Here is a 22,316-nt window from a genome sequence, read left to right on the forward strand (position 1 = left end):
CTCCGCTGGAGCGCCTGACCATGACACATGAAGCCCCCCCGGCCGGGCCGCCGGCCGGTGAGTTGGCCGCTGCGCCGGCCGGCGCGCTGGCCGGCGCCCTCGCGCGGTGCCGCCGGCCCCTGCTGTGGATCGCCGGGTTCAGCCTGCTGATCAACATCCTGATGCTGACCTCGTCGCTCTACATGATGCAGGTCTTCGACCGGGTCCTCGCCTCCGGCAGCCTCGCCACCCTGGTTTTCCTGACGCTCGCCGCGGGCGGCGCGCTGGCCCTGATGAGCGGCCTCGACTATGTCCGGTCCCGGGTCCTGTCCGGCCTGGGCGAGTGGCTGGAGCGCCGGCTCGGCGCCGCGGCGCTGGAACGCTCGATCGACGGCGTCCTGGCCGGCCGGAACGAGCGCGCCGACGCGCTCCGCGACCTGGAGGCGCTGCGGGGGTTCTTCTCCGGCGGCGTGACCTTCCTGTTCGACGCGCCCTGGGTCCCTGTCTACATCGCCGCGATCTACCTGCTGCACCCCGTCCTGGGCCACATGGCGGTGGCGTCGGCGGCGGCGCTGCTGGCCCTGGCGCTCGCCAACAACGCCCTGACCGCCAGGCCGCTGGCGGCGGCCGGCACCGCGGGCCGCCGGGCGATGCGCACGGCGGAATCCGCCCTGCGCAATGCCGAGGCGGTCGAGGCCATGGACCTGATGCCCGGCATCCTGCGGCGCTGGGACCGGGACCATGGGGAAGCCCTGGCCAACCAGGCCGCCGCGGCGCGCACCGGCGCCCTGCTGCTCAACGTCACCAAGTTCCTGCGCCAGATGGTCCAGGTCGGCATCCTGGCGCTGGGCGCCTGGCTGGTCGTCCGCCACGAGCTGACCGGCGGGGCCATGATCGCGGCATCGATCATCCTGAGCCGCGCGCTCCAGCCGGTCGAGCTGGCGATCGGCGGCTGGAAGCAGGTATCCAACGCCCGGGCCGCGCGGCGGCGCCTTGACACCTTCTTCGGCCGGCCCCGGCGCCGGCCCCGCGGCCTGCCGCTGCCCGCGCCGAAGGGCCATCTGACCGTCGAGGACTTGGCGTTCCGTCCGCCGGGCGCCGACCGCCCCGTCCTGTCCGGGGTGAGCTTCGACGCGCGGCCGGGCGAGGCGGTGGCGGTGATCGGCGCCTCGGCCGCCGGCAAGTCCACCCTGGCCCGCCTGCTGGTCGGCCTGCATCCGGCGACGGCCGGCAGCGTCCGGCTGGACGGCGCCGAGATCTTCGCCTGGCGGCGCGACGACATCGGGCGCCATGTCGGCTACCTGCCCCAGGATATCGAGCTGTTCGCCGGCACCGTGGCCGACAACATCGCCCGCCTGCATGCGCCCGACCCGGAAGCGGTGGTGGCCGCCGCCCGGCTCGCTGACTGCCACGACATGATCCTGAGGCTGCCCAAGGGCTACGACACGGAGATCGGCGACGGCGGCGCGATGCTGTCGGGCGGCCAGCGCCAGCGGATCGGCCTGGCCCGCGCCCTCTACGGCGATCCCCGGCTGGTCGTGCTCGACGAGCCGAACGCCAGCCTGGACGTGGAGGGGGACGAGGCCCTGACCCGGGCGATCGCCGCCCTGAAGCGCGGCGGCGCCACCGTGGTCGTGATCGGCCACCGGCCCAGCACGCTGGCCCAGACGGAACGCATCCTCGTGCTCGCCGAAGGACGCCTCCAGCTGTTCGGCCCGCGCGCCGCGGTGATCGACCACCTGAAGCAGCGGCAGGTCCACGCCGTCTAGCCGGCCCTGCACAGTGGTTTCGATCGATTTGCCGTAGGTCGGCCTCGGCCGAAGGCCGACGGCGACGGCGTGGCCGGAGCCTTGACGCAGGGTGTCGGCGTTCGCCCTGACGGGCGAAGGCCGACCTACGCCACTCCGCTCCGCAGAACCCATCAAGATCATTGTGCGGGACCACTGGCCGACCGGCCCCGTCCCGCGCTTCCACAGACCGGACCCAGGCCGCCCCGCGCGGCAAACCGAGGATACCGCCATGACCGCATCCGTTCCCGCCAACGATCCTTTCCCCGTGGTCCCCCCGGCCGTCTTCCCGGCAGTCCCGGACCTTCCGCCGGTCCGGCGCGCCCTGCTGGCCGGCGCCGCGCTGGCCGTCGTCGGGTTCGGCGGCTTCGGGGCATGGGCCTCCCTGGCGCCCCTGTCGAGCGCCGCGGTCGCCGGCGGGATCGTCGTGGCCGACACGAACCGCAAGACCATCCAGCACCTGGACGGCGGCATCGTCGCCGAGATCCTGGTGCGCGACGGCGACCGGGTCGAGGCCGGGCAGGTGCTGATGCGCCTGGACGACCTGGAGACCCGCTCCACCGTGACCCTGCTGGAGGACCAGCGCCGCGCCCATGCCGCCCAGGAGGCGCGGCTGCTGGCCGAGCGCGACGGCGCCGACTCGCTGGTCTTCCCGGCGGACCTCGCGGCGCTGCGCGCCGACGCCGGCATGGCCGAGATCCTGTCCGGGCAGGAACGCATCTTCGAGAGCTACCGCGCCTCCCTGGACAGCCGCACCGAGGTGACCCGCCAGCGGATCGCCCAGTACCGGTCTCAGATCAGCGCCTTCGAGGCCCAGCTGGCGGCGGGACGGCGCCAGCTCGACCTGATCGGGGAGGAGCTGGTCGGGGTGCGGGAGCTGTTCGCGAAGGGGCTGGAGCGCAAGCCGCGCCTGCTCGCCCTGCAGCGGCAGGCGGCCGACCTGGACGGCGAGCAGGGCGAGTTCGCCAACAGGATCGCCCAGGCCCGCGAAGCGATCGCCCAGGCCGAGATGGAGATCCTGTCCCTGCGCGCGGACCGGCGGAACGAGGTGACGGCCGAGCTGCGCGAGGTCCAGATGCGGCTGGCGGAGGTGCGGGAGAAGCTGGCCGCCGCCCGGGTCCGCCAAGGGCGCCGCGACCTCATCGCCCCCGAAGCCGGGACCGTGCTCAATCCGCGCTATTTCGCCCCTGGCGCCGTGGTGCCGCCGGGCGGGCCGGTGCTCGACCTGGTGCCCCTCGACGACCGGCTGGTGGTGGAGGCCAGGGTGCGGCCGCGCGACATCGACGTGGTGCATGCCGGGCTGCCGGCGAAGGTCGTCCTGTCGGCCTTCAAGATGCGCACGACGCCCCAGATCGACGCGCGGGTGATCCGCGTCTCCGCCGACGCCCTGAAGGACGAGCGCACCGGGGAATTCTATTACACGGCCCGGGTCGCCGCCGCCCCGGACCAGTTGGAGAAGCTGGGCGACCTCCGCCTTCAGCCCGGCATGCCGGCCGAGACCCTGATCGTGACCGGCGAGCGGACCCTGCTGCAATATCTGCTTCAGCCGGTCCGGGACACTTTCCGCACTGCGTTCCGGGAGGAATGATGCTGTGAGGAAACCCGAAAAACCCTGTTGAGCGCCCCGTGTATCAGGGGAGATCCAGGATATGAGAGTCTTCGTCAAGACCGCCGCGCTATTGGTCCTTCTGGGCGCCTGCGCGCAGGAGAACTCCGTTCAGACCACCGCGACCCGGAACGCGGAGCCGCCAAGCAGGTTCCAGTCCATCGGGTCGTGCGAGCCAACGGCCTGGGTCGGGCTCGACCAGGACGCCCGAAGCCTTCCACCGGCGGACCGCCAGCGGGTGGCAAGGCTGCTCCAGGAGGCCCAGAGCTACCACGCGGAGTCGAACCGCGGGCAATGCATCATGACCCTCCAGAACGCCGAAAGGATCGTCCGCCAGGGCACCGGGCAGTCATAGGCCACGGCCTCTGCGGAAATTTCCCGACCCCACGAAGGATTCCAAGATCCGATCGTGGATCGCGAAATCCCTGAAGCCGGATTGCCCCGGCGACCGGGAGACCGTTTTCATGGCTATATGTGCCTTCCCCTTCGTCATGATGTGCCTTCCCCTTCGTCATGCGCTGGCTTGACCCACGCATCCACGTGCGACCTGCTGGGACGATACCGACACGCCGAGGACCGCCGCCTTTGACTCGTCGCCCTCAGGAGGCTTTCTCCGCCGATCCACTATCCCGGGCTGCGGAATTCTCGGCTCGGATGGCTCGCCAGACGTCGAGTGCCGCAAATCTCTCCGTGTACAGGTCGTCATACGTCCAGAATCGAATCGGGTACGCGGATAGAGCGGTTTCCGATCAGGTTGAACCGCTTCGGTCCAAGCAGCCTGCCGTTTTGCTCACCGCGATGCGCTGTGTTGCGCCATGGGCGCAACCTACGGTTCGATGCAGGGCAGAGGTAATGCGTTCCGTCGATCGTAGGTTGCGCCCATGGCGCAACGCATCGGTTCGGCTGCCCTGGGCGGATCGACCTGATCGGGCACAACTCTATCGTCATCTTCTCGCTTCGCCCGCACAGCCGAAAGCTGTCGGTCGGCCCCAGGAAGCTGCGCTGCCCGCAAACTATCTGATAGGTCTCTGAAATAGGGTCCGACCCGAAAGCATTCTTGTACAAAACACTGTGCTGATTGTCGTTCTTGGCCCAACTCCAATCGGACACCTGGCTGAAGGCGTGCTGAAGCTCACCTCCCCAATCCTTGAGTTGGGCGGAACCCTTTTTCCGATTGAAGATGCTGTTGGGCGATCCGCCCTCGAATTCGACCAGCACGAAATGCTTGGACTTTGACGACCCCACCACGAGGTCGGCTCGAAAGGCACCCTGAAGCATAAACTCGTACTTATACCGGTCCGGCTGTCCCTTTCCAGCCGCGAGTTGTATCAACAAGCAAAGATCCTTGCGCGCCTTCAATTTCGTGACAACCCTGTTCTCCGGAAACTCGGCATTCTGGTTGAGCCAAGTCTTGTATTCATCTAACTCTTTTTCTGCGCGGGCAGAATCAAGTCTCGTCTCGATCAAAAGCCTATTCGGCATGATTGGGAAATTCGCTCGTGCGCATCGCCGTAAGCACGGTTATCGAAGCGCCATCACCTTGGGTTACGATACGAACATCACCCATGCGGAGAACCGTATGGCCGCTCTTGTCGTCCACCCGACTTACGGAACCCTCCGACAGGGCCTGCAGCACATCCGCCTCGCTGATGTTCCTCAGCCTCAAGGCGTGAAGCGCATTGCTGGTGAAGCGGACTTCGCACTTCCGGTCACCCGGCTTTTGTGTTGCCTGCGCCATTGCTGATCCAGTCAAAAACTGTCTGCCCATGTTCTGCTTATCGGGACATCCCTTCGAAGGGGACGGCGCGATCATGCTTTACTATGATTTTCAAGGGCGGCAAGCTTGCAATGGCCCAATGAACAGAAGACCTTGCAATGGCCCAATGAACAGAAGACTCGGTTTTGTCGGGACAGCTTCTCTCAACTCCACCGAGTATACAATTATAGATTGAATATTGGTCAACCGTTGCGGGAGGTTCGGCCGGCTATTTCCAAACTGGCCCGCAAGCTCTATTGTGCTGTGCTTGCTTGAGCGAGGTTTTATCAACTTATGGTACAGTGCCTCGTATTATGGCAATCTACTTCGCGGTAAAATGACGCACTAACAATTTTTTAGTTGAGATGCCGTATAAAGTTTAGCAAAAAAGTGGAAAGTTTAAATTATATGTGGTTTGGAGGAGTTTGGTCGGTTGGATAGCATGATTGACGAACTTGGTAGTGTGGCCATCGGTAGGTTTTTACAGGGAGATGCGCTTTGCCAGCTAAGGAATTTGCCTCACGAAACAATAAATTTGGTTGTATCGTCGCCTCCCTACAACATAGGTAAGGTTTATGAAAAAAAAGATCCATTAACCATGCCTCAATATCTAGAGTGGCAGAACGAAATAATTGAGGCTGTGGCTCGATGTGTTACGCCAGATGGTAGCATCTGTTGGCAAGTGGGGACATATGTAAACAATGGAGAAATCGTTCCTCTAGATGTTGTTTTCTATAATAGTTTCAAAAAACACGGACTAAAACTCCGAAACCGCATCATTTGGAGGTATAATTTTGGCCATAATGCTGACCGACGCTTTTCTGGGCGTTATGAAACGATACTATGGTTTACTAAAAGCGATAATTATAAGTTCAACTTAGATCCTGTGCGCGTACCCCAAATCTACCCTGGAAAGCGTCATGCAAAAGCAAAGACTACAAAAGCGGGTTCTCCCAGTGGAAACCCTTTAGGGAAAAACCCGTCGGATTACTGGGAGTTCTCTGCAGAGCGCGATTTCATTGACAATCCGGTTTGGGATATTCCCAATGTCAAGCATAATCATCCTGAGAAAACAGTTCATCCTTGTCAATTTCCAATTGAACTAGTAGAACGTTGTGTGCTTGCCCTCACTGAGAAAAACAATGTAGTTCTTGATCCGTTTGTTGGCACTGGTGCAACAGTTCTTGCTGCAGTCAAACACCAGAGAAACGGAATTGGTATCGATAAAGACGAAAATTTCCTAAGGATCGCCCAAGATCGCCTTAACCAATTGCATTGCGGAAAGCTGGCGATGCGTCAACTTGGACAGCCAATCTGGCAGCCCACCTTAACTGAAAAACTCGCGCGCATTCCGGAAGAGTGGAAACAGTAAATGTCCAATGAGAAAGAAAGGCGTGGAAGTGGAGCCTCTCGATCTGGTCGGATCAAGGCAAAGAAAATACCGTCACTTGCAGATCGTGAGCGTGGGCTTATCCAAAGACGCCACTTTAAATTCGTCCGAACGATTTTTGAACAAAGCGGGTTTGTTAGGTTGACAACCTTATCTAAGAAGCAATTCCGTTTCTTGGATAGCGCGTCAGATTTTGACGATGTGTTCCTTTATGAAAATATCCTAGTCATATGTGAGTACACGATCGAAGTAAACGTCTCGAAACATATAAAGGGAAAAACAACCGTATTCGGTAAAATATTAGATAACCAAGGCGAGTTCATCAAATTTGTTAATGAAAAAGTTGATGGTAACGAAAAACTTAATACGTCAGATTATTATCCAGATCATTATTATATTGCAATCGTATACAGTTCATACCATGAAGTTAGTCAAGAAATCAAAAAAGAGTTTCCGAGGTTTGTGTATCTTGATTGGAACATAGTTAGGTATTTTACTAACGTTGCTGATACGGTTCATCGTTCAGCACGGTTTGAATTGCTTGAATTTCTAGGATTCCGCGCGCAACAAGTCGGCCAGAATTCGATTCGGTCTATTAGTGACAACCCAATAAATTTAGACGTTTCGGTGTTGCCGGAGGGCTACTCTAATTTTGCTGAAGGCTACAAGGTTGTATCCTTTTACGCTGCTCCAATTACTATTCTCGAAAGAGCATACGTGTTGAGACGACATGGCTGGCGTTCAGGATTTACTTCTTATCAAAGAATGATAGACAAGAAAAAAATCTGTTCTATTCGGCAATATCTAAAAGATGTGGGACGTGTATTTGTAAACAACATTGTTGTCACCTTACCTTCTGATACAAAGTTCTTAGACAACGCTGGTAATACTCTTAACGCTTCTGAAATCAAGAAAACAACCTCTGGTAAGCTTCAGCTTCCATCGGGCTTCAATTCGATTGGTATCATTGACGGGCAGCATCGAGTTTTTTCTTACTATGAAGGAGGAGAAGATGAGGAACGCGTAGCAAAATTGCGCCGGAAACAAAATCTGCTGATTACAGGGATTGTCTATCCGCCAGGTATTTCCGACGGGGAGAAGATAAGGTTTGAAGCTAATCTTTTCTTAGAAATCAATTCTACACAAACAAATGCTAAATCTGACGTTAAACAAGAGGTAGGTCTACTATTGCGTCCGTTTGAATTGGATTCAATTGCAAAAAGGGTAATAATTTCTCTTAATGACGGGAATGGGCCACTCGCTGATCGCTTTGAACGATACTTTTATGATAAGGGTAAAATAAAGACAACAACAATTGTTAGTTATGGATTGAAGCATATCATCAAGACATCTGGAGACGATTCATTTTTCGCAGTCTGGAACAGCCCAAACAAGCTGAGGTTATTAGAGCAGGATGAAGCTGTGCTGGGGGAATATGTACAGTTCTGCGTCAGCGAGATGAATATGTTTTTCTCTGCTGCCAAGAAAAATATCGGGCAAGAACGCTGGGTTTTAACGAAAGGTAAGGGTACCGGCTTTCTGAATCCAACTACGATAAATGCGCTAATTGGGTGCCTTCGACGAATAATTCGTTCTAAACTAACAAGAAATCATGAATACTATTGTGAAAAATTGTCAAGCATTGGAGAGTTCGATATAAGTTTGTACAAATCGAGCCAATACAATGATATGGCTGAAAAAATATTTACTGAATATTTTGGGATATAAGAAAATTTCCATGCTATTTTGCATAACTATAAATAAGCTTAGAACATACTCCGGGATTTTTACTGTTGTTTTGGAGTCAGAGTCAAGTATCTTAGTAATGTGTACTCACTCGGATCTGCTATCTGGTATGGCGCAAACGGACACTTTTGTGCATGCACCATTACAATACAGAATAGTAGAAAATAAACGTAATTGCTCACGGGGTTGGCGAAAAGGGTTGCGCTGCGGCCTAGAATATGAGTCCACTTCGGGATGGAGAAACCGCCGCGCTATCGCCTGAGTGAGGCTGAGAAGGACGCCCTGCTGGTCGAGCAGGCGGCACTGATCGAGCGTCTGGCGGCGCGGGTCGCCGAACTGGAAGCGCTGGTCGGGAAGCCGCGGAAGACGTCGGCCAATTCGCACATTCCGCCGTCGCAGGACGGCCCTGGCGGTGCGTCGCGCAAGGCGGACGCCAAGCGCCGGCGCAAGCCGCGGCCGTCGCGGCCCGGAGTGTCGCGCCCGCTGGCCGACGATCCGGACCGGACCGAGCGCCGCCTAGCCGAGTGCTGTCCGCATTGCGGGACGGCGGTGCCCGAGGCCGCCCAGCGGTGCCGGCACCGCTACGACCACATCGACCTTCCGGTGATCCGCCCGGTGGTGACGCGGGTCGAGCTGTTCGGCGGCCGGTGCGGCGATTGCGGGCGGCGCTACCGGGCCGCCCCGCCCGCCGCCATGCCGCCGGGCACCCCTTTCGGGCCGGGCATCCGGGCGCTGCTGGCCTATCTGCACCACAGCCATCATGTCGGCTTCGAGCGGCTGTCGCGGATGCTGGAGGAGTTGTTCGGACTGACGATCTCCGAGGGGGCCATCGCCAATGCGTTGCGCCGCATGGGGGTGGCGTTCGACACGGCCTGCGCGGCGATCAAGGCCAAACTCCTGGGCGCCCCGGTGATCGCCTCGGACGAGACCACGACGCGGGTCAACGGCGTGACCCACTGGCAGTGGGTATTCCATTCCGGGCAAGCCGTGCTGCACACCATCGCGCCGGGCCGGGGCCGGGCGGTGCCCGCCGGGATCCTGGGCGGGCATAGGCCCGAAGTGTGGATCTCCGACCGCTACGCCGGGCAGCAGGAACTGGGACGGGTCCACCAAGTCTGCCTGGCCCACGTTCTCAGGGACGTGCAGTACGCCATCGACTGCGGCGACACCGTGGTCGCGCCGAAGATCCGCGATCATCTACGCTGGGCCATCCGCGTCGGCAAACGAAGACCGGGCCTGAAGGACAGTACGCTGGCCGCCTACGCCGCCAAAGCCGAGCGGGACCTCGATGCCCTGGTCGGCGTCCCCGCCGCCCATCCGGCCCGACGCGAGCTGCAGCGCCTGGTCAAGGCCTGGCGGGGCAAGTTCTTCGTCTTCCTCGCCGACCGCCGCGTGCCGCCGACCAACAACGGCAGCGAGCAGGAAATCCGCCCGTCCGTGGTCTTCCGCAAGGTCACCAACGGCTTCCGATCCGACTGGGGACCGGACATCCACGCAGGCTATCGCTCCGTGATCGGAACGGCCCGCCGGCAAGGTCAATCCGCCTGGACCGCCATCCGCGACCTCATTGGCGGAACCTTCGCCGTCGCCTGACGGCTCACGATCCGCCAACCCCGTGAGCAATTACAAAATAAACAGGGATGAACTCAGACAGGCAGTGAATCACCTCACATCTTGCTGGCATCCATCCCGACAGCCGGTTGCCCCGCCCCGATCCCCGTCGTACAACTACCCCCAGACAGGACAAAAAGTCGCGGGAGGAACGCACGACATGATCGCCACCATCGCCATGCCCAAGCTGATGCTGATCGGCGGCGGCGCCATCGGCCAGGTCGCCGACATGCTGGGCCGCCTGGGCATCCGGCGCCCGCTGGTCGTGACCGATCCCTTCATGCGCGACAGCGGGGCCATCGCCCGGCTGACCGATCCGCTGAAGGCGGCCGGCATCCCGTTCGAGGTGTTCGCCGACACGGTGCCCGATCCCACCACCGACGTGGTCGATGCCGGCGCCCGCATGCTTTCCGGCGGCGGGTTCGACGGGATGATCGCGCTTGGCGGCGGCTCGCCGATCGACACCGCCAAGGCCATGGGCGTCCTGGCCGCCAATCCCGGCCGCATGCGCGACTACAAGGTGCCCAACCCGATCCCCAACGAGGGCGTGCCCCTGCTCGCCATCCCGACCACCGCCGGGACCGGGTCGGAGGTGACCAAGTTCACCGTCATCACCGATACCGAGACGGACGAGAAGATGCTGATCGCCGGCAACGGCGTGATCCCCCAGGGCGCCATCGTCGATTACGAGCTGACGCTGACCTGTCCCTTCCGCCTGACCGCCGACACCGGCATCGACACGCTGACCCACGCGATCGAGGCTTATGTCAGCCGCAAGGCCAACCCGTTCTCCGACAGCATGGCTCTGGCCGCCATGGCCCGGGTCGCCAAGCACCTGCGCACCGCCTGCTTCGAGCCGGACAACCGCGAGGCGCGCGAGGGGATGATGCTGGCGGCCAACCAGGCCGGCATCGCCTTCAGCAACGCCTCGGTCGCCCTGGTCCATGGGATGAGCCGCCCGATCGGCGCCCATTTCCATGTGCCGCACGGCCTGTCCAACGCCATGCTGCTGCCGGCGGTCACCGCCTTCTCCCTCCCCACGGCGACGGCCCGCTACGCCGACTGCGCCCGCGCCATGGGGGCCTGCGCGCCGGATGCCGACGACGAGCAGGCCGGCATCGCCCTACTGGGCGCCCTGATCTCCCTCAATGCCGACCTCAAGGTTCCGACCCCACAGGCCTACGGCATCGACGAGAGCCGGTTCATGTCGATCCTGCCCCTGATGGCGGAGCAGGCGCTGGGGTCCGGCTCGCCGGCCAACAACCCGCGCGTGCCGACTGCGGAGGAGATCGTCAGCCTCTACCGCGACGTCTATGCTACCTGAACGGGAGCGAACCATGGGTGATCCGGAAAAGACCGACTGGCGGGAGCACGGCGTCCGCGTCGTGCGCGGCGACCAGCTCGACGCCAACACGCCTCAGACCCCCGGCATGAACCGGGCGGCCGCGATCAACCACGCCCGCGTCGGGGCGCAGAAGCTGTGGGCCGGGACGGTCACGATCCATCCCGACGCCAAGACCGGCGCCCACCACCATGGCGAGCTGGAAAGCGTCATCTACGTGGTGCGCGGGCGCGCCCGCATGCGCTGGGGCGAGGCGCTGGAATACACGGCGGAGGCCGGGCCGGGCGACTTCATCTATGTCCCGCCCTTCGTCCCCCACCAGGAGATCAACGCCAGCGCCGACGAACCCCTGGAATGCGTCCTGGTCCGCAGCGACCAGGAGGCCGTCGTCGTCAACCTGGACATTCCCATGGTGGAGCAGCCCGAAACCGTCGCCTGGGTCGATCCGATCCACAAGTGACGGCAGGCCGGGACGACAGTCCTATCAATGGCCGGTGCGGAGGAGTTTGTTCTTGTCATGTTCTGGCGAAGAACATAAAATACAAGGCATGCCTCCTCCAGCGCCGAAGGCCAGCGCCATGCCGACGACCATTCACGCCACTGCCAACTCCGCCGCCCTCTCCGCCGCCCTCTCCGCCGCCCCGGTCCCGGTCATCACCCTGACGCCGCGGCAGGAGGCGTTCTGCCAAGCCATGGTCGCCAATGTCGGCGGGGCGGAAGCCGCGCGTCGCGCCGGCTACTCCCCCAAGGGCGCCAAGCAGCGCAGCGCCTACCTGATGTCCCAGCCGGAGATCCGCATCCGGATCGACCAGCTCCGGGCGTCCCGCAGTTCCGGTATCCAGGCCGACCTGGAGGAAGCCGCCGAAACGGTCAAGGCCATCATCTCCGAGGCGATGGAGAAGAAGTCCCTGTCCCTGGCCTTCCGCGCGGTCGAGCTTCGCCTCAAGCTGCGCGGCGTCATCCAGGACAGGCGCATCCCTCACCACTTCATAGCCCAGGCGCCCCATCCCGACGCCGACCTGGAACGGCTCGATTTCGACCCGGCCGAGGACGACGACCACCGCCGCGATGGCCGCCGCGACCTCCCCGAAGCCGTCGCGCCCGCCTTGCCCCCGTCCTCCGCGCCGAAGCCGGGGATGAAGCCGAAGCTAGTGACCCGACATAGTGACCCTCGCGCCGGACAGGGCCGCCGTTTCGGCGACACCCTGGCCGCCGCCACCTCTCACGCGGCCCTCATGCCGGTCTCCCTGCTTCTGCAACCGAAGAGCGCTTTTCCGGCGGAGCGTCCTTCTTCTGATCGTCATGACCGGGCTTGACCCGGTCATCGCTTGCAGACTCCGAACGCGCTGCCGTGCAGGGAGATAGCCGGATCAAGTCCACAGCTGTCCGGCACGGCGATTGCTCATCAACCCCAAGCTGATGCTCAGGAAACTTCATCTTCCCATTATCGTCATGCCCGGACTTGATCCGGGCATCTCCAGCCACGGAGCCCCGGTGAGACCTGTGAGACGATGGCCGGATCAAGTCCGGCCATGACGAAAAAGGGGTAGCTCCGCCTTGAGTTCAGGCTTGTGAGCAGTACGCAACAAACGTGCCAGACAGCCGTGGATCAAGTCCGGCTATGACGAAAAGGGGGCGTCAATGCCCTTGGCTGCGCCTTTAAAGCAGTACGCAATCACCGTGCCGGACAGCCATAGGTCAGGCCCGGCCGTAAGTGTCGGTCAGGCGGACGATGTCGTCCTCGCCCAGGTACGACCCCGACTGCACCTCGATCAGGTTCAGCGTCACCTTGCCCGGATTCTCCAGCCGGTGGACGGCGCCCAGCGGGATGTAGATCGACTCGTTCTCGCGCAGCAGCACCTGCTCGGCGTCGCGGGTGACCAGCGCGGTGCCGTTGACCACGACCCAGTGCTCCGCCCGGTGATAATGCTTCTGCAGCGACAGCGTCGCGCCGGGCTTGACCGTCAGGCGCTTGACCTGGAAGCGCTCGCCCTCGTGCAGGCACTGGTAGAAGCCCCAGGGGCGGTGGACCCGGCTGTGGATCTTCGCCTCCGGCCGGCCTTCCTTCTTCAGCCGCTCGACCACCTTCTTGATGTCCTGCACCTTGTCGCGGCTGGCGACCAGGATGGCGTCGTCGGTCGCGACCACCACCACGTCGTCGAGCCCGACCACGGCGGTCAGCACGCCCTCGGACCGGACATAGCAGTTGCGCGCGTCCTCGGTCATCACGTCGCCGACGAACACGTTGCCGTCCTCGTCCTTGGCGCCGATGTCCCACAGCGCCGACCAGGCGCCCACGTCGGTCCAGCCGATCGTGGCGGGCACCACCACGGCGGCGTCGGTCCGCTCCATCACGGCATAGTCGATGGAGATGCTCGGGGCCTTGCCGAAGGCTTCCGGGTCCAGGCGGAAGAAGTCCAGGTCGCGCGAGCCCTTGGCGATCGCCTCGCGGCAGGCGGCGACGATGGCGGGCTCGAACTTCTCCAGCTCGGCCAGCAGCTTGGCTGCGGAGAACAGGAACATGCCGCCGTTCCAGAAATGGCCGCCGGCCGCCAGCATGTCGGCCGCCTTGCCGATGCCCGGCTTCTCCACGAAGGCATCGACCTGGAACACGCCCGCGTGGCCGGTCAGCTCCGCGCCCTGGCGGATATAGCCGTAGCCGGTCTCCGGCGCGGTCGGCGTGATGCCGAAGGTGACCAGGTTGCCCGCGGCGGCGGCGCTTGCGGCGGTGGCCACGGCGGCGTGGAACGCCTCCGTGTCGCGGATCACGTGGTCGGCCGGCAGCAGCAGAAGCAGCCCGTCGGGGTCCTGCTCGGCGATGAGCAGCGCCGCCACGGCCGCCGCGGGGGCGGTGTTGCGGCCGGTCGGCTCCAGCGCGATGGCCGACGGCGTGACGGCGATCTGGCGGAGCTGTTCCGCGATCACGAACCGGTGCTCGTCGTTGCAGATCACCAGCGGCGGCGCGAAACCCTCGCCCGCGACGCGGCCCACGGTGTCCTGGAGCATGGTCCGCTCGCCGACCAGCGGCAGCAGTTGCTTCGGATAGCTTTCGCGGGAGATCGGCCAGAGGCGCGATCCGGAGCCGCCGGAAAGCAGAACGGGATGGATGGTCGGGGCACTGTTGATGGGGGGCATGATCTCAGCTTGTCCGTGTCCGTTTTGACACCGTGTCTGCGTGACACAATGCAGCATACGCCGGAGGATTTCAGGAGTTTTTGGAATAGGAAGCCTGATCGATCGGGTTTATCGCAAGACGGTCCAGCCTTTCGATAACGGCTTGCGCCGGAATAGCGGTCATGTCGCTTCCCCCGAACTCTTGCGCCGTCATCGCACCGCCCGAGGTCACCTTCGGCTGGAACTTGGCCGCCGGCGTCGGTCCGAACAGGGTAACCAAAGGTATGTCGGCGGCGCCGAACATGTGGCTGACCCCGCTGTCGTTGGCGACCGCGGCGGCGAAGCGGCGCGCCAGCGCGATGGTGCGCAGCGGCGTGAACTCGTCGCCCCAGATCTCCCGGTCCTGCTCGGGGAACAGCGCCGCCGGGACCGCTTCCTTCAGCCCGGGCAGCCACTCCAGCTCGTCGGGTCCCAGGATGAAGACGGGCACCCGGCCCCGTTCCACCTGCGCCCGGGCGACCGCGACGAAGCGGTCCAGCGGCCAGCACTTGACCCGCTTGCCGGCGCCGGGCGCCAGGCCGACATAGCACGGGCCGGGCGGAAGCGCCGCCCCGGCCTTCGCCACCAGCGGTTCGGGCAGGCGCAGGCCGACCTCCGGCTTCGGCACGGAGCCGGCGGCCAGCCTCAGCAGGTCGGCCAGCCGGTCCACCATGTGCGGCGGGCGGATCTGGCTGGGCGGCGGCTTGGCGTCCGACAGCCGGAAGCCCAGGGCGCCGGACACGAACAGGTCGTGCGGCATCCGCCGGATCGCCAGGGTGCGCCACAGCGTCGTCTGGGTGTCGATGATCACGCCGTACCGCTCGCGGAAGGGCAGGGGCTTCAGCAGGCCGGACCAGCTGTCGCCGATCCCGCTGTCCTGGCGGAACTCGTCGATCAGCCCGTCCATCAGCGACTGGAGCCGGCCGGCATAGACCGTCTTGCGCGTCGTGATCCAGGTGATCCGCGCCGAGGGGTAGGCCGCGCGCACCATCCGCACGAAGGGCAGCTTGTACAGCCCGTCGCCGATGATCTCCTCATAGCTGAAGACGGCGACGCTGTCGGGGGGCGGCCGGTCCGGCCGTCGGGGCATGGTCTTGACCAAGGCTCGATCCCGCCCGGCGCTCAGTACGCGGCGTAGGATTTCTCTTCCAGGATCGGGCTGTCCAGCAGCTCGTTGATCCGGCGCTTGACCGCCGCCCGCCGGTCGTTGGTGTGGTAGACGGCGCGGGCCAGCTCGATGAAGGCGGCGCCGAAGTCGCGCGCCCGCTCCAGGTCGCGGATGTCGTCCTCGATCTTCCACAGGCTCTCGTTGATCGCCTTCAGCTCGGCGGTCAGGGCCGTCAGGTCCGCGCTCGCCGGCACCTGCTCCGCCAGCACGCGCGACAGCACGTCGTACTCGTGCTCGACGTTGCGCAGCTTGGCGGGGTCGCCGATGTTGGCCTTCTTGATCTCCAGGATCGTCAGCTTGTCGATCAGCTCGCCGGGAGCCACTTCAATCAGGATAGCCATCGCGTTAGTCCTGGGTTGCCGCTGGGGAGTTGCCACTATCGTTCCGCCCGCTTCCTAGCACAACGGGAGCCCGCCCGCCACTCGGGCACGGGTGCCCGGCCCGGACCGCGTCCCACAGCCGGCGCACCGTCGCCTCGACCGCGTCCACCGTCAGGCCGCCCATCAGCGACACGCCCGCGCGCATCGCCTCCGGGATCCGCGCCGACAGGGTCTCGAACGGCTCGGGCGCCTGGGCATAGTCCGCATGCGGTCCCCAGGGGCGGTAGTGATGGGCCGGGGTCGGGCCGAACAGCCCCACGGTCGGCACGCCGGCCGCCGCCGACAGGTGCATCTGGCCGCCGTCATTGCCCACATACAGCGCGCAGCGCTGCAGGCAGGCCGCCGCGACCAGCAGCGGCGTGTTGCTCATCAGGTCGATCCGGCGGTCCGGCTCGACCGCGGCCAGCACCGGCTCCGCCTGGGCGCGCTCCGCGGGGGAGCCGATCACCGCGACCCTGCCGCCGGGCAGGATGCCGTCGGGGCCGGTCAGGCGCCGCGCCAGCTCCGCGAACCGCTCCGACGGCCAGCGCTTGTGCTCGTGGGTGGAGCCCGGACCCAGCGCCAGCACCGGCGGGCCGTCGGGCACCAGCCCGGCTGCGGCGGCGTGGTCGGCACCGCCGATCCACAGCCGGGGATCGGGCGGCGGGTCCAGGTCCAGGACGCGGCCGATCTCCTCGACCCGATGGAGCCGCATTCCCTTCGCCCGGCCGACCCGGCGCACCTCGCGCGCCGCCAGCACCCGCGACACGGCGGAGTTCCGCAGGTCGACCACCAGGTCCCAGCGGGTGCCGACCGTGGTCAGCCACAGGTCCAGCCAGTGGCGGTGGTGCTTGCGCTTCTCCATCACGATGACGCGCTCGATGCACGGCGTCTCGGCGAGCAGCGGCGCCACGATGCGCCCGCACACGACGGTGATCCGGGATCCGGGGTGGCGCTCGATCAGGTGTGCCAGCAATCCGCTGGACAGGATGAAGTCGCCGATGCGGCTGTTGCCGATGAACAGAATGCGCAAGACATGCCCCCGAAGTCCCCGTGCCGCGCCAAGAAGCCACCTTGCCAAAGGCGCCGCACGTCAATACGTGATGATTTCGGATCGCGATAGTCCCTTCCCTCGACCGCCGGTGGAGCCGAGCCATGAATCCTTCCTACGTCACCCTGGCCCCGCGCGGCATCCTGGCGATCGACGGTGCCGACCGCACCGCCTTCCTCCAGGGGCTGGTGACCAACGACGTCACCCCCGTAGGCCCGTCGCGCGCCGTCTATTCCGCCCTGCTGACGCCGCAGGGCAAGTTCCTGCACGACTTCTTCATCGCCGCCCTCGGGGACAGGCTGCTGCTGGACTGCGAGGCGGAGCGGCTGGCCGACCTCCAGCGCCGGCTGAAGCTGTACAAGCTGCGCTCCAAGGTCGCGCTGGAGGACGGGAGCGCCCGCTTCTCCGTCACCGCCCTGTTCGGCGACGGCGTCCTGGAAGCCCTCGGCCTGCCGGCGGAGCCGGGGGCTGCGGCGGCGCTCGGCGACGGCATCGCCTTCACCGATCCGCGCCTGCCCGCGCTCGGCGCCCGCGCCATCCTGCCCCGGGGGACCGAGGCCGCCGTGCTGGAGGCCAAGGGGTTCCGGCCGGCGGCGCCCGACGCCTACGAGCGGCTCCGGCTGGAATTCGGGGTTCCCGACGGCAGCCGCGACATGCTCGTGGACAAGGCGATCCTGCTGGAGAACGGCCTCGACGAGCTCAACGCGATCTCCTGGCGGAAGGGCTGCTACATGGGGCAGGAGCTCACCGCCCGGACCCGCTACCGCGGGCTGGTCCGCAAGCGCCTGATGCCGGTCGCCGTCGAAGGCCCCCTGCCGGAGCCCGGCGCCCTCGTCATGCTGGGCGACAAGGAAGCGGGGGAGATGCGGACCGGCGCCGGCGACCGCGCCCTGGCCCTGCTCCGGCTGGAGGAGGTCGAGCGCGCCCGGGCGGAGGGCCTGCCCCTGCTGGCCGGCGAAACCCGCATCGTCCCGGGCCGGCCGGACTGGGCGGCCTACTGAGGCGCCGCAACGGAATTTCGTAACGACTGTGGAATTGTTGCCCACGCGGCATGTTGAAAGGGGGTGAAGAAACGAACTGTTCAACAGACCAGAGGAGTTCTTCGATGCGCAAGGAACTGATCGGCGCCGCTTCGGCCATTGCCCTGATGACGGGCGCCGCCTTCGCTCAGGGCACTTCGACCCCTGATCCGTCCGCCACGCCCGCAGTCCCGCCCGCCGCCGCGGACGGCATGCCGGCCGCCGGCGCGGTCAGCGCCGAGGAGATGATCGGCGAGGATGTCATGGGCAGCGACGGGGAGAAGATCGGCTCCGTCGAGGATGTGATCATCGATCCCGCGTCGGGCGAAGCCACGCAGCTGGTGATTTCCAGCGGCGGCTTCCTCGGCATCGGCGAGAAGCGGATCTCGGTCGATTTCTCCCAGGTGCAGGTCCAGACCGAGGATGACGGCGAACCGGAAAGCCTGACCCTCTCGAACATGACCCAGGCCGACGTCGAGGCGATGCCGGAATTCCAGTACAGCGACACCATGACCACCCTGAACCGCAGCGGCGGCGGCAGTGGCGGCATGAGCGGCAGCACCGGTACCACTCCGGGCGCCGCCGGCAACTCGCAGTAGATTTTAGCGTAAGCAGAACCGGGGACGCGCGGGGGACCGACAACCTTGCGTTACCTGGGAGGACCCTCGGAGCACCGCTCCGGGGGTCTCTCAGTTCAGGGCAACAGCAACTTCTGGGCGACCGCCCGAAGCTCTCCGAAGGGGGCGGCCTCCGGCCCCAGCTCCAGCGGGCCGGCGCGGCGGATGCCTTCGCGGCCGAACCGCTCGCGGACCGCCTCGGCCAGCCACATCCGCGCCTGGGCATGGCGCAGGCCCTTCAGGCGCCCGGTCCCGGCCAGCCAGGCGGCATGCCGGTCCAGGGTGGCGATCAGCTCGCCGAGGCCCTGGCGCTGCTGAACGGACAAGGCCAGAACCGGGACCTCCCAGCCGCCGCGCGCCTCCTCGGCGAGGCTGAGCGCGCCGCGCACGTCGGCGCGGGCCCGTTCCGCCGCGGCTCCCATGTCGGCCTTGGTCACGACGACGATGTCCGGGATCTCGACGATGCCGGCCTTCATGAATTGCAGGCTGTCGCCCGACCCGGGCTGGACGCAGAACACCACCGTGTCGGCCGTGCCGGCGATATCGGTCTCCGACTGGCCGACGCCCACCGTCTCGATCAGCACGATGTCGTAGACGGCCCGCATCAGCACCATGGCGGCGACCGTAAGCCCCGCCAGCCCGCCCAGCCGGTCGCGCGCCGCCATGGAGCGGACGAAGCAGCCGGCGTCCTCCGGGTCGGTGCCCAGGCGGGTGCGGTCGCCCAGCAGGGCGCCGCCGCTGCGCCTGGACGACGGATCGACCGCGATGCAGCCGACCGTCTTCCCCGACCGGCGGTACTCGCCGATCAGCGCGCCGGTCAGCGTCGATTTGCCGACGCCGGGCGGGCCGGTCAGCCCGATCACCTGGGCGATCGGGTCCCTGTAGGCGGAATCCAGCAGGTCCGCGGTGGCGGCGCCGTCGGGATCGCGCTCGATCCCGGCCAGCGCCGCCGCCAGGGCCGCCTTCTCTCCGCGCGCCAGCGCGTCGCGGAGCTTGGCCAGCACGGCCGTCAGTCCCGGTTCGTGCGTTCGGTCGACAGCGCCGCCTGCGCCGCCGCCAGCCGGGCGATCGGAACGCGGTAGGGCGAGCACGAGACGTAGTCGAGGCCGACGGTCTCGCAGAAATGGACCGAGGCCGGGTCGCCGCCATGCTCGCCGCAGATGCCGAGCTTGATGTCGGGCCGGGTGGCCCGGCCGCGCTCGGCCGCGATCTTCACCATCTCGCCGACGCCCTCGACGTCGATGGTCACGAACGGGTCGTGCTCCAGGATGCCGCCGCGCTGGTAGTCCGGCAGGAAGCTGCCGGCGTCGTCGCGGCTGATGCCGAAGACGGTCTGGGTCAGGTCGTTGGTGCCGAAGCTGAAGAACTCGGCCGTCTCCGCGATCTCGCCGGCACGCAGGCAGGCCCGCGGCAGCTCGATCATGGTGCCGACCAGATACTCGATCTGCCGGCCGCTGCTGCCGGTGACCTCGGCCGCGACCTTGTCGATGACCGCCTTCAGGATGTCGAACTCCTTCGGCGTGCCGATCAGCGGGATCATGATCTCGGGGATCACGGTCTCGCCGGTCTCCTTGAAGACCTGGACCGCCGCCTCGAAGATCGAGCGGGCCTGCATCTCGTAGATCTCCGGGAAGGAGATGCCGAGACGGCAGCCGCGGTGGCCGAGCATCGGGTTCGACTCATGGAGCTGCGACGCGCGGTGCCGCACCTTCAGGATGTCGGTGCCCGCCGCCTTGGCGACCTCCTCCATCTCCGCGTCGGAGTTCGGCAGGAACTCGTGCAGCGGCGGGTCGAGCAGGCGGATGGTGACCGGCAGGCCCTTCATGATGGTGAAGAGCTCGACGAAGTCCTGGCGCTGCATCGGGGCGATCTTGGCCAGCGCCGCGCGGCGGCCCTGCTCGGTCTCGGCCAGGATCATCTCGCGCACCGCGACGATGCGGTCGGCGTCGAAGAACATGTGCTCGGTGCGCGACAGGCCGATGCCCTCGGCGCCGAACTTGCGGGCGGTGCGGGCGTCCAGCGGGGTCTCCGCGTTGGTCCGGACCTTCATGCGGCGGATCTCGTCGGCCCAGCCCATCAGGGTGGCGAAGTCGCCCGACAGCTCCGGCTGGATCGTCGGGACGGCGCCCAGCATGACCTCGCCGGTGGAGCCGTCGATGGTGACGGTGTCGCCGGCCTTGATGGTGACTCCGCGCACGCTGACGGTCTGCGCCTTGTAGTCGACGCGCAGGTCGCCGGCGCCGGCCACGCAGGCCCGGCCCATGCCGCGGGCGACCACGGCCGCGTGGCTGGTCATGCCGCCGCGGGTGGTCAGGATGCCGCGGGCGGCGTGCATGCCGTGGATGTCCTCGGGGCTGGTCTCGATCCGGCACAGGATCACCGACTCGCCGAGCTGGGCCTGGGTCTCGGCCTCGTCGGCGCTGAACACCAGCTTGCCCGACGCGGCGCCGGGGGAGGCCGGCAGGCCGCGGGCGATGACGGTGCGCTGGGCCTTGGGGTCCAGGGTCGGGTGCAGGAGCTGGTCGAGCGACGCCGGATCGATCCGCTTGATCGCCTCGGCGTGGTCGATCACGCCCTCGTCCGCCAGGTCCACCGCGATCTTCAGCGCGGCGGCGGCGGTGCGCTTGCCGGTCCGGGTCTGAAGCATGTACAGCTTGTTCTGCTGCACCGTGAACTCGATGTCCTGCATGTCCCGGTAATGGCCTTCCAGCCTCAGGCGCACCGCGTCGAGCTGCTTGAAGACCTCGGGCATCACCTCTTCCATGGACGGCAGGTCGGACTTGTTGGCCTGCTTGCCGGCGATGGTCAGGTGCTGCGGGGTGCGGATGCCGGCGACCACGTCCTCGCCCTGGGCATTGACCAGGTACTCGCCGTAGAAAGCGTTCTCGCCGGTGGAGGGGTTGCGGGTGAAGGCCACGCCGGTGGCGCAGTCGTCGCCCATGTTGCCGAACACCATGGCCTGGATGTTGACCGCGGTGCCCCATTCGGCCGGGATGTCGTGCAGGCGCCGGTAGGTGATCGCGCGCTGGTTCATCCAGGAGCCGAACACCGCGCCGACCGCGCCCCACAGCTGTTCCTGGACGTCCTGCGGGAAGGGACGGCCCAGCTCGTGCTGGACGACCTGCTTGTAGCCCTCGATCACCGCCTGCCAGTCGGCGGCGGTCAGCTCGGTGTCGAGCGTGATGTCGCGGTCGCGCTTGACGTTCTCGAGAATGTCCTCGAAATGGTGGTGCTCGACGCCCAGCACGACGTTGCCGTACATCTGGATGAAGCGGCGGTAGCTGTCATAGGCGAAGCGCGCGTCGCCGCTGCGCTTGACCAGGCCCTGCACCGTCACGTCGGTCAGGCCCAGGTTCAGCACGGTGTCCATCATGCCCGGCATGGAAGCGCGGGCGCCGGAGCGCACGGAGACCAGCAGCGGGTTCTCCGGATCGCCGAAGCCGGCGCCGATGCTGCGCTCGACCGTCGCCAGCGCCTCCGCGACCTGGTCCTTCAGGTCGGACGGGTAGGTCCGGTCGTGCTTGTAATAGTAGGTGCAGACGTCGGTCGTGACGGTGAAGCCGGGCGGCACGGGCAGGCCCAGATTGCTCATTTCCGCAAGGTTCGCGCCCTTGCCGCCGAGCAGGTTCTTCATGTCCGCCCGGCCTTCGGCCTTGCCGTCGCCGAAGCTGTAGACCCAGCGGGTTGTGACCTGATTACCCATGGTGCTCCCCGGTAACTCCTGTGATGGAC

19 protein-coding genes are annotated in these 22,316 nt (G+C 65.2%); 11 read left to right on the top strand and 8 right to left on the bottom strand.

Annotated features, from left to right (window positions below):
* Positions 1–20: 20 nt before the first annotated feature.
* From IGS68_RS02475 to IGS68_RS02485, 3 genes are all read left to right on the top strand, one after another.
* Complete coding sequence (locus tag IGS68_RS02475; RefSeq protein ID WP_201077080.1) at positions 21–1,748, top strand: type I secretion system permease/ATPase; 1,728 nt, start codon at positions 21–23, stop codon at positions 1,746–1,748.
* 250 nt (positions 1,749–1,998) lie between these two features.
* Positions 1,999–3,354, top strand: coding sequence for an HlyD family type I secretion periplasmic adaptor subunit (locus tag IGS68_RS02480; protein ID WP_201077082.1), 1,356 nt, complete (start codon positions 1,999–2,001; stop codon positions 3,352–3,354).
* 61 nt (positions 3,355–3,415) lie between these two features.
* Positions 3,416–3,727 (top strand): hypothetical protein, encoded by a 312-nt coding sequence (locus tag IGS68_RS02485; RefSeq protein WP_201077084.1) that lies wholly within the window; start codon positions 3,416–3,418, stop codon positions 3,725–3,727.
* 347 nt (positions 3,728–4,074) lie between these two features.
* Here the strand turns inward: IGS68_RS02485 and IGS68_RS02490 are convergent, their stop codons facing one another.
* Both IGS68_RS02490 and IGS68_RS02495 read right to left on the bottom strand, forming a co-directional pair.
* Positions 4,075–4,839, bottom strand: a complete 765-nt coding sequence (locus tag IGS68_RS02490) for a Shedu anti-phage system protein SduA domain-containing protein (protein WP_201077085.1) — start codon at positions 4,837–4,839, stop codon at positions 4,075–4,077.
* A gap of 4 nt (positions 4,840–4,843) precedes the next feature.
* Positions 4,844–5,185 carry a DUF4258 domain-containing protein gene (locus IGS68_RS02495; RefSeq protein WP_201077086.1) on the bottom strand — a complete coding sequence of 114 codons (342 nt, stop codon included), beginning with the start codon at positions 5,183–5,185 and terminating at the stop codon, positions 4,844–4,846.
* A 385-nt stretch (positions 5,186–5,570) separates the two neighbouring features.
* On the opposite strand from IGS68_RS02495, the gene IGS68_RS02500 reads away from it, so the two are divergent.
* The 6 genes from IGS68_RS02500 (at position 5,571) to IGS68_RS02525 (ending at position 12,533) form a co-directional block, all read left to right on the top strand.
* On the top strand, positions 5,571–6,500 hold the full coding sequence (locus tag IGS68_RS02500; protein ID WP_201077087.1) for a DNA-methyltransferase: 930 nt from the start codon (positions 5,571–5,573) through the stop codon (positions 6,498–6,500).
* Positions 6,501–8,246, top strand: a complete 1,746-nt coding sequence (locus IGS68_RS02505; RefSeq protein ID WP_201077088.1) for a DGQHR domain-containing protein — start codon at positions 6,501–6,503, stop codon at positions 8,244–8,246.
* Positions 8,247–8,498: 252 nt separating this feature from the next.
* Positions 8,499–9,857, top strand: coding sequence for an IS66 family transposase (tnpC, locus tag IGS68_RS02510; RefSeq protein WP_201077089.1), 1,359 nt, complete (start codon positions 8,499–8,501; stop codon positions 9,855–9,857).
* Between the two features lie 178 nt (positions 9,858–10,035).
* Positions 10,036–11,199 carry an iron-containing alcohol dehydrogenase gene (locus IGS68_RS02515; protein ID WP_201077091.1) on the top strand — a complete coding sequence of 388 codons (1,164 nt, stop codon included), beginning with the start codon at positions 10,036–10,038 and terminating at the stop codon, positions 11,197–11,199.
* A gap of 13 nt (positions 11,200–11,212) precedes the next feature.
* The gene (locus tag IGS68_RS02520) at positions 11,213–11,677 is read left to right on the top strand and encodes a cupin domain-containing protein (RefSeq protein ID WP_247881139.1); all 465 of its coding nucleotides are present in this window, start codon (positions 11,213–11,215) and stop codon (positions 11,675–11,677) included.
* A gap of 118 nt (positions 11,678–11,795) precedes the next feature.
* On the top strand, positions 11,796–12,533 hold the full coding sequence (locus IGS68_RS02525) for a terminase small subunit (RefSeq protein ID WP_201077093.1): 738 nt from the start codon (positions 11,796–11,798) through the stop codon (positions 12,531–12,533).
* Positions 12,534–12,915: 382 nt separating this feature from the next.
* Here the strand turns inward: IGS68_RS02525 and IGS68_RS02530 are convergent, their stop codons facing one another.
* The 4 genes from IGS68_RS02530 to IGS68_RS02545 form a co-directional block, all read right to left on the bottom strand.
* Complete coding sequence (locus IGS68_RS02530) at positions 12,916–14,352, bottom strand: mannose-1-phosphate guanylyltransferase/mannose-6-phosphate isomerase (protein ID WP_201077094.1); 1,437 nt, start codon at positions 14,350–14,352, stop codon at positions 12,916–12,918.
* A gap of 70 nt (positions 14,353–14,422) precedes the next feature.
* The gene (locus IGS68_RS02535; RefSeq protein WP_247881140.1) at positions 14,423–15,472 is read right to left on the bottom strand and encodes a glycosyltransferase family 9 protein; all 1,050 of its coding nucleotides are present in this window, start codon (positions 15,470–15,472) and stop codon (positions 14,423–14,425) included.
* A 20-nt stretch (positions 15,473–15,492) separates the two neighbouring features.
* Positions 15,493–15,879, bottom strand: a complete 387-nt coding sequence (locus tag IGS68_RS02540) for a DUF6165 family protein (protein WP_201077095.1) — start codon at positions 15,877–15,879, stop codon at positions 15,493–15,495.
* Positions 15,880–15,883: 4 nt separating this feature from the next.
* On the bottom strand, positions 15,884–16,930 hold the full coding sequence (locus IGS68_RS02545) for a glycosyltransferase family 9 protein (RefSeq protein WP_201077096.1): 1,047 nt from the start codon (positions 16,928–16,930) through the stop codon (positions 15,884–15,886).
* A 122-nt stretch (positions 16,931–17,052) separates the two neighbouring features.
* On the opposite strand from IGS68_RS02545, the gene ygfZ reads away from it, so the two are divergent.
* A complete protein-coding gene (ygfZ, locus tag IGS68_RS02550) occupies positions 17,053–17,949 on the top strand; it encodes a CAF17-like 4Fe-4S cluster assembly/insertion protein YgfZ (RefSeq protein WP_201077097.1) in 897 nt (298 codons plus the stop codon).
* Between the two features lie 104 nt (positions 17,950–18,053).
* Positions 18,054–18,566 (top strand): PRC-barrel domain-containing protein, encoded by a 513-nt coding sequence (locus IGS68_RS02555; protein ID WP_201077099.1) that lies wholly within the window; start codon positions 18,054–18,056, stop codon positions 18,564–18,566.
* A 95-nt stretch (positions 18,567–18,661) separates the two neighbouring features.
* Here the strand turns inward: IGS68_RS02555 and IGS68_RS02560 are convergent, their stop codons facing one another.
* Positions 18,662–19,588: an ArgK/MeaB family GTPase gene (locus IGS68_RS02560; RefSeq protein WP_247881141.1), complete on the bottom strand. Its 927-nt coding sequence runs from the start codon at positions 19,586–19,588 to the stop codon at positions 18,662–18,664.
* A 5-nt stretch (positions 19,589–19,593) separates the two neighbouring features.
* On the bottom strand, positions 19,594–22,287 hold the full coding sequence (gene ppdK, locus IGS68_RS02565; RefSeq protein ID WP_201077101.1) for a pyruvate, phosphate dikinase: 2,694 nt from the start codon (positions 22,285–22,287) through the stop codon (positions 19,594–19,596).
* Between the last annotated feature and the right edge of the window lie 29 nt (positions 22,288–22,316).

Origin of the sequence: Skermanella sp. TT6 (assembly GCF_016653635.2) — a bacterium.
Taxonomy (GTDB): Bacteria; Pseudomonadota; Alphaproteobacteria; order Azospirillales; family Azospirillaceae; genus Skermanella; species Skermanella cutis.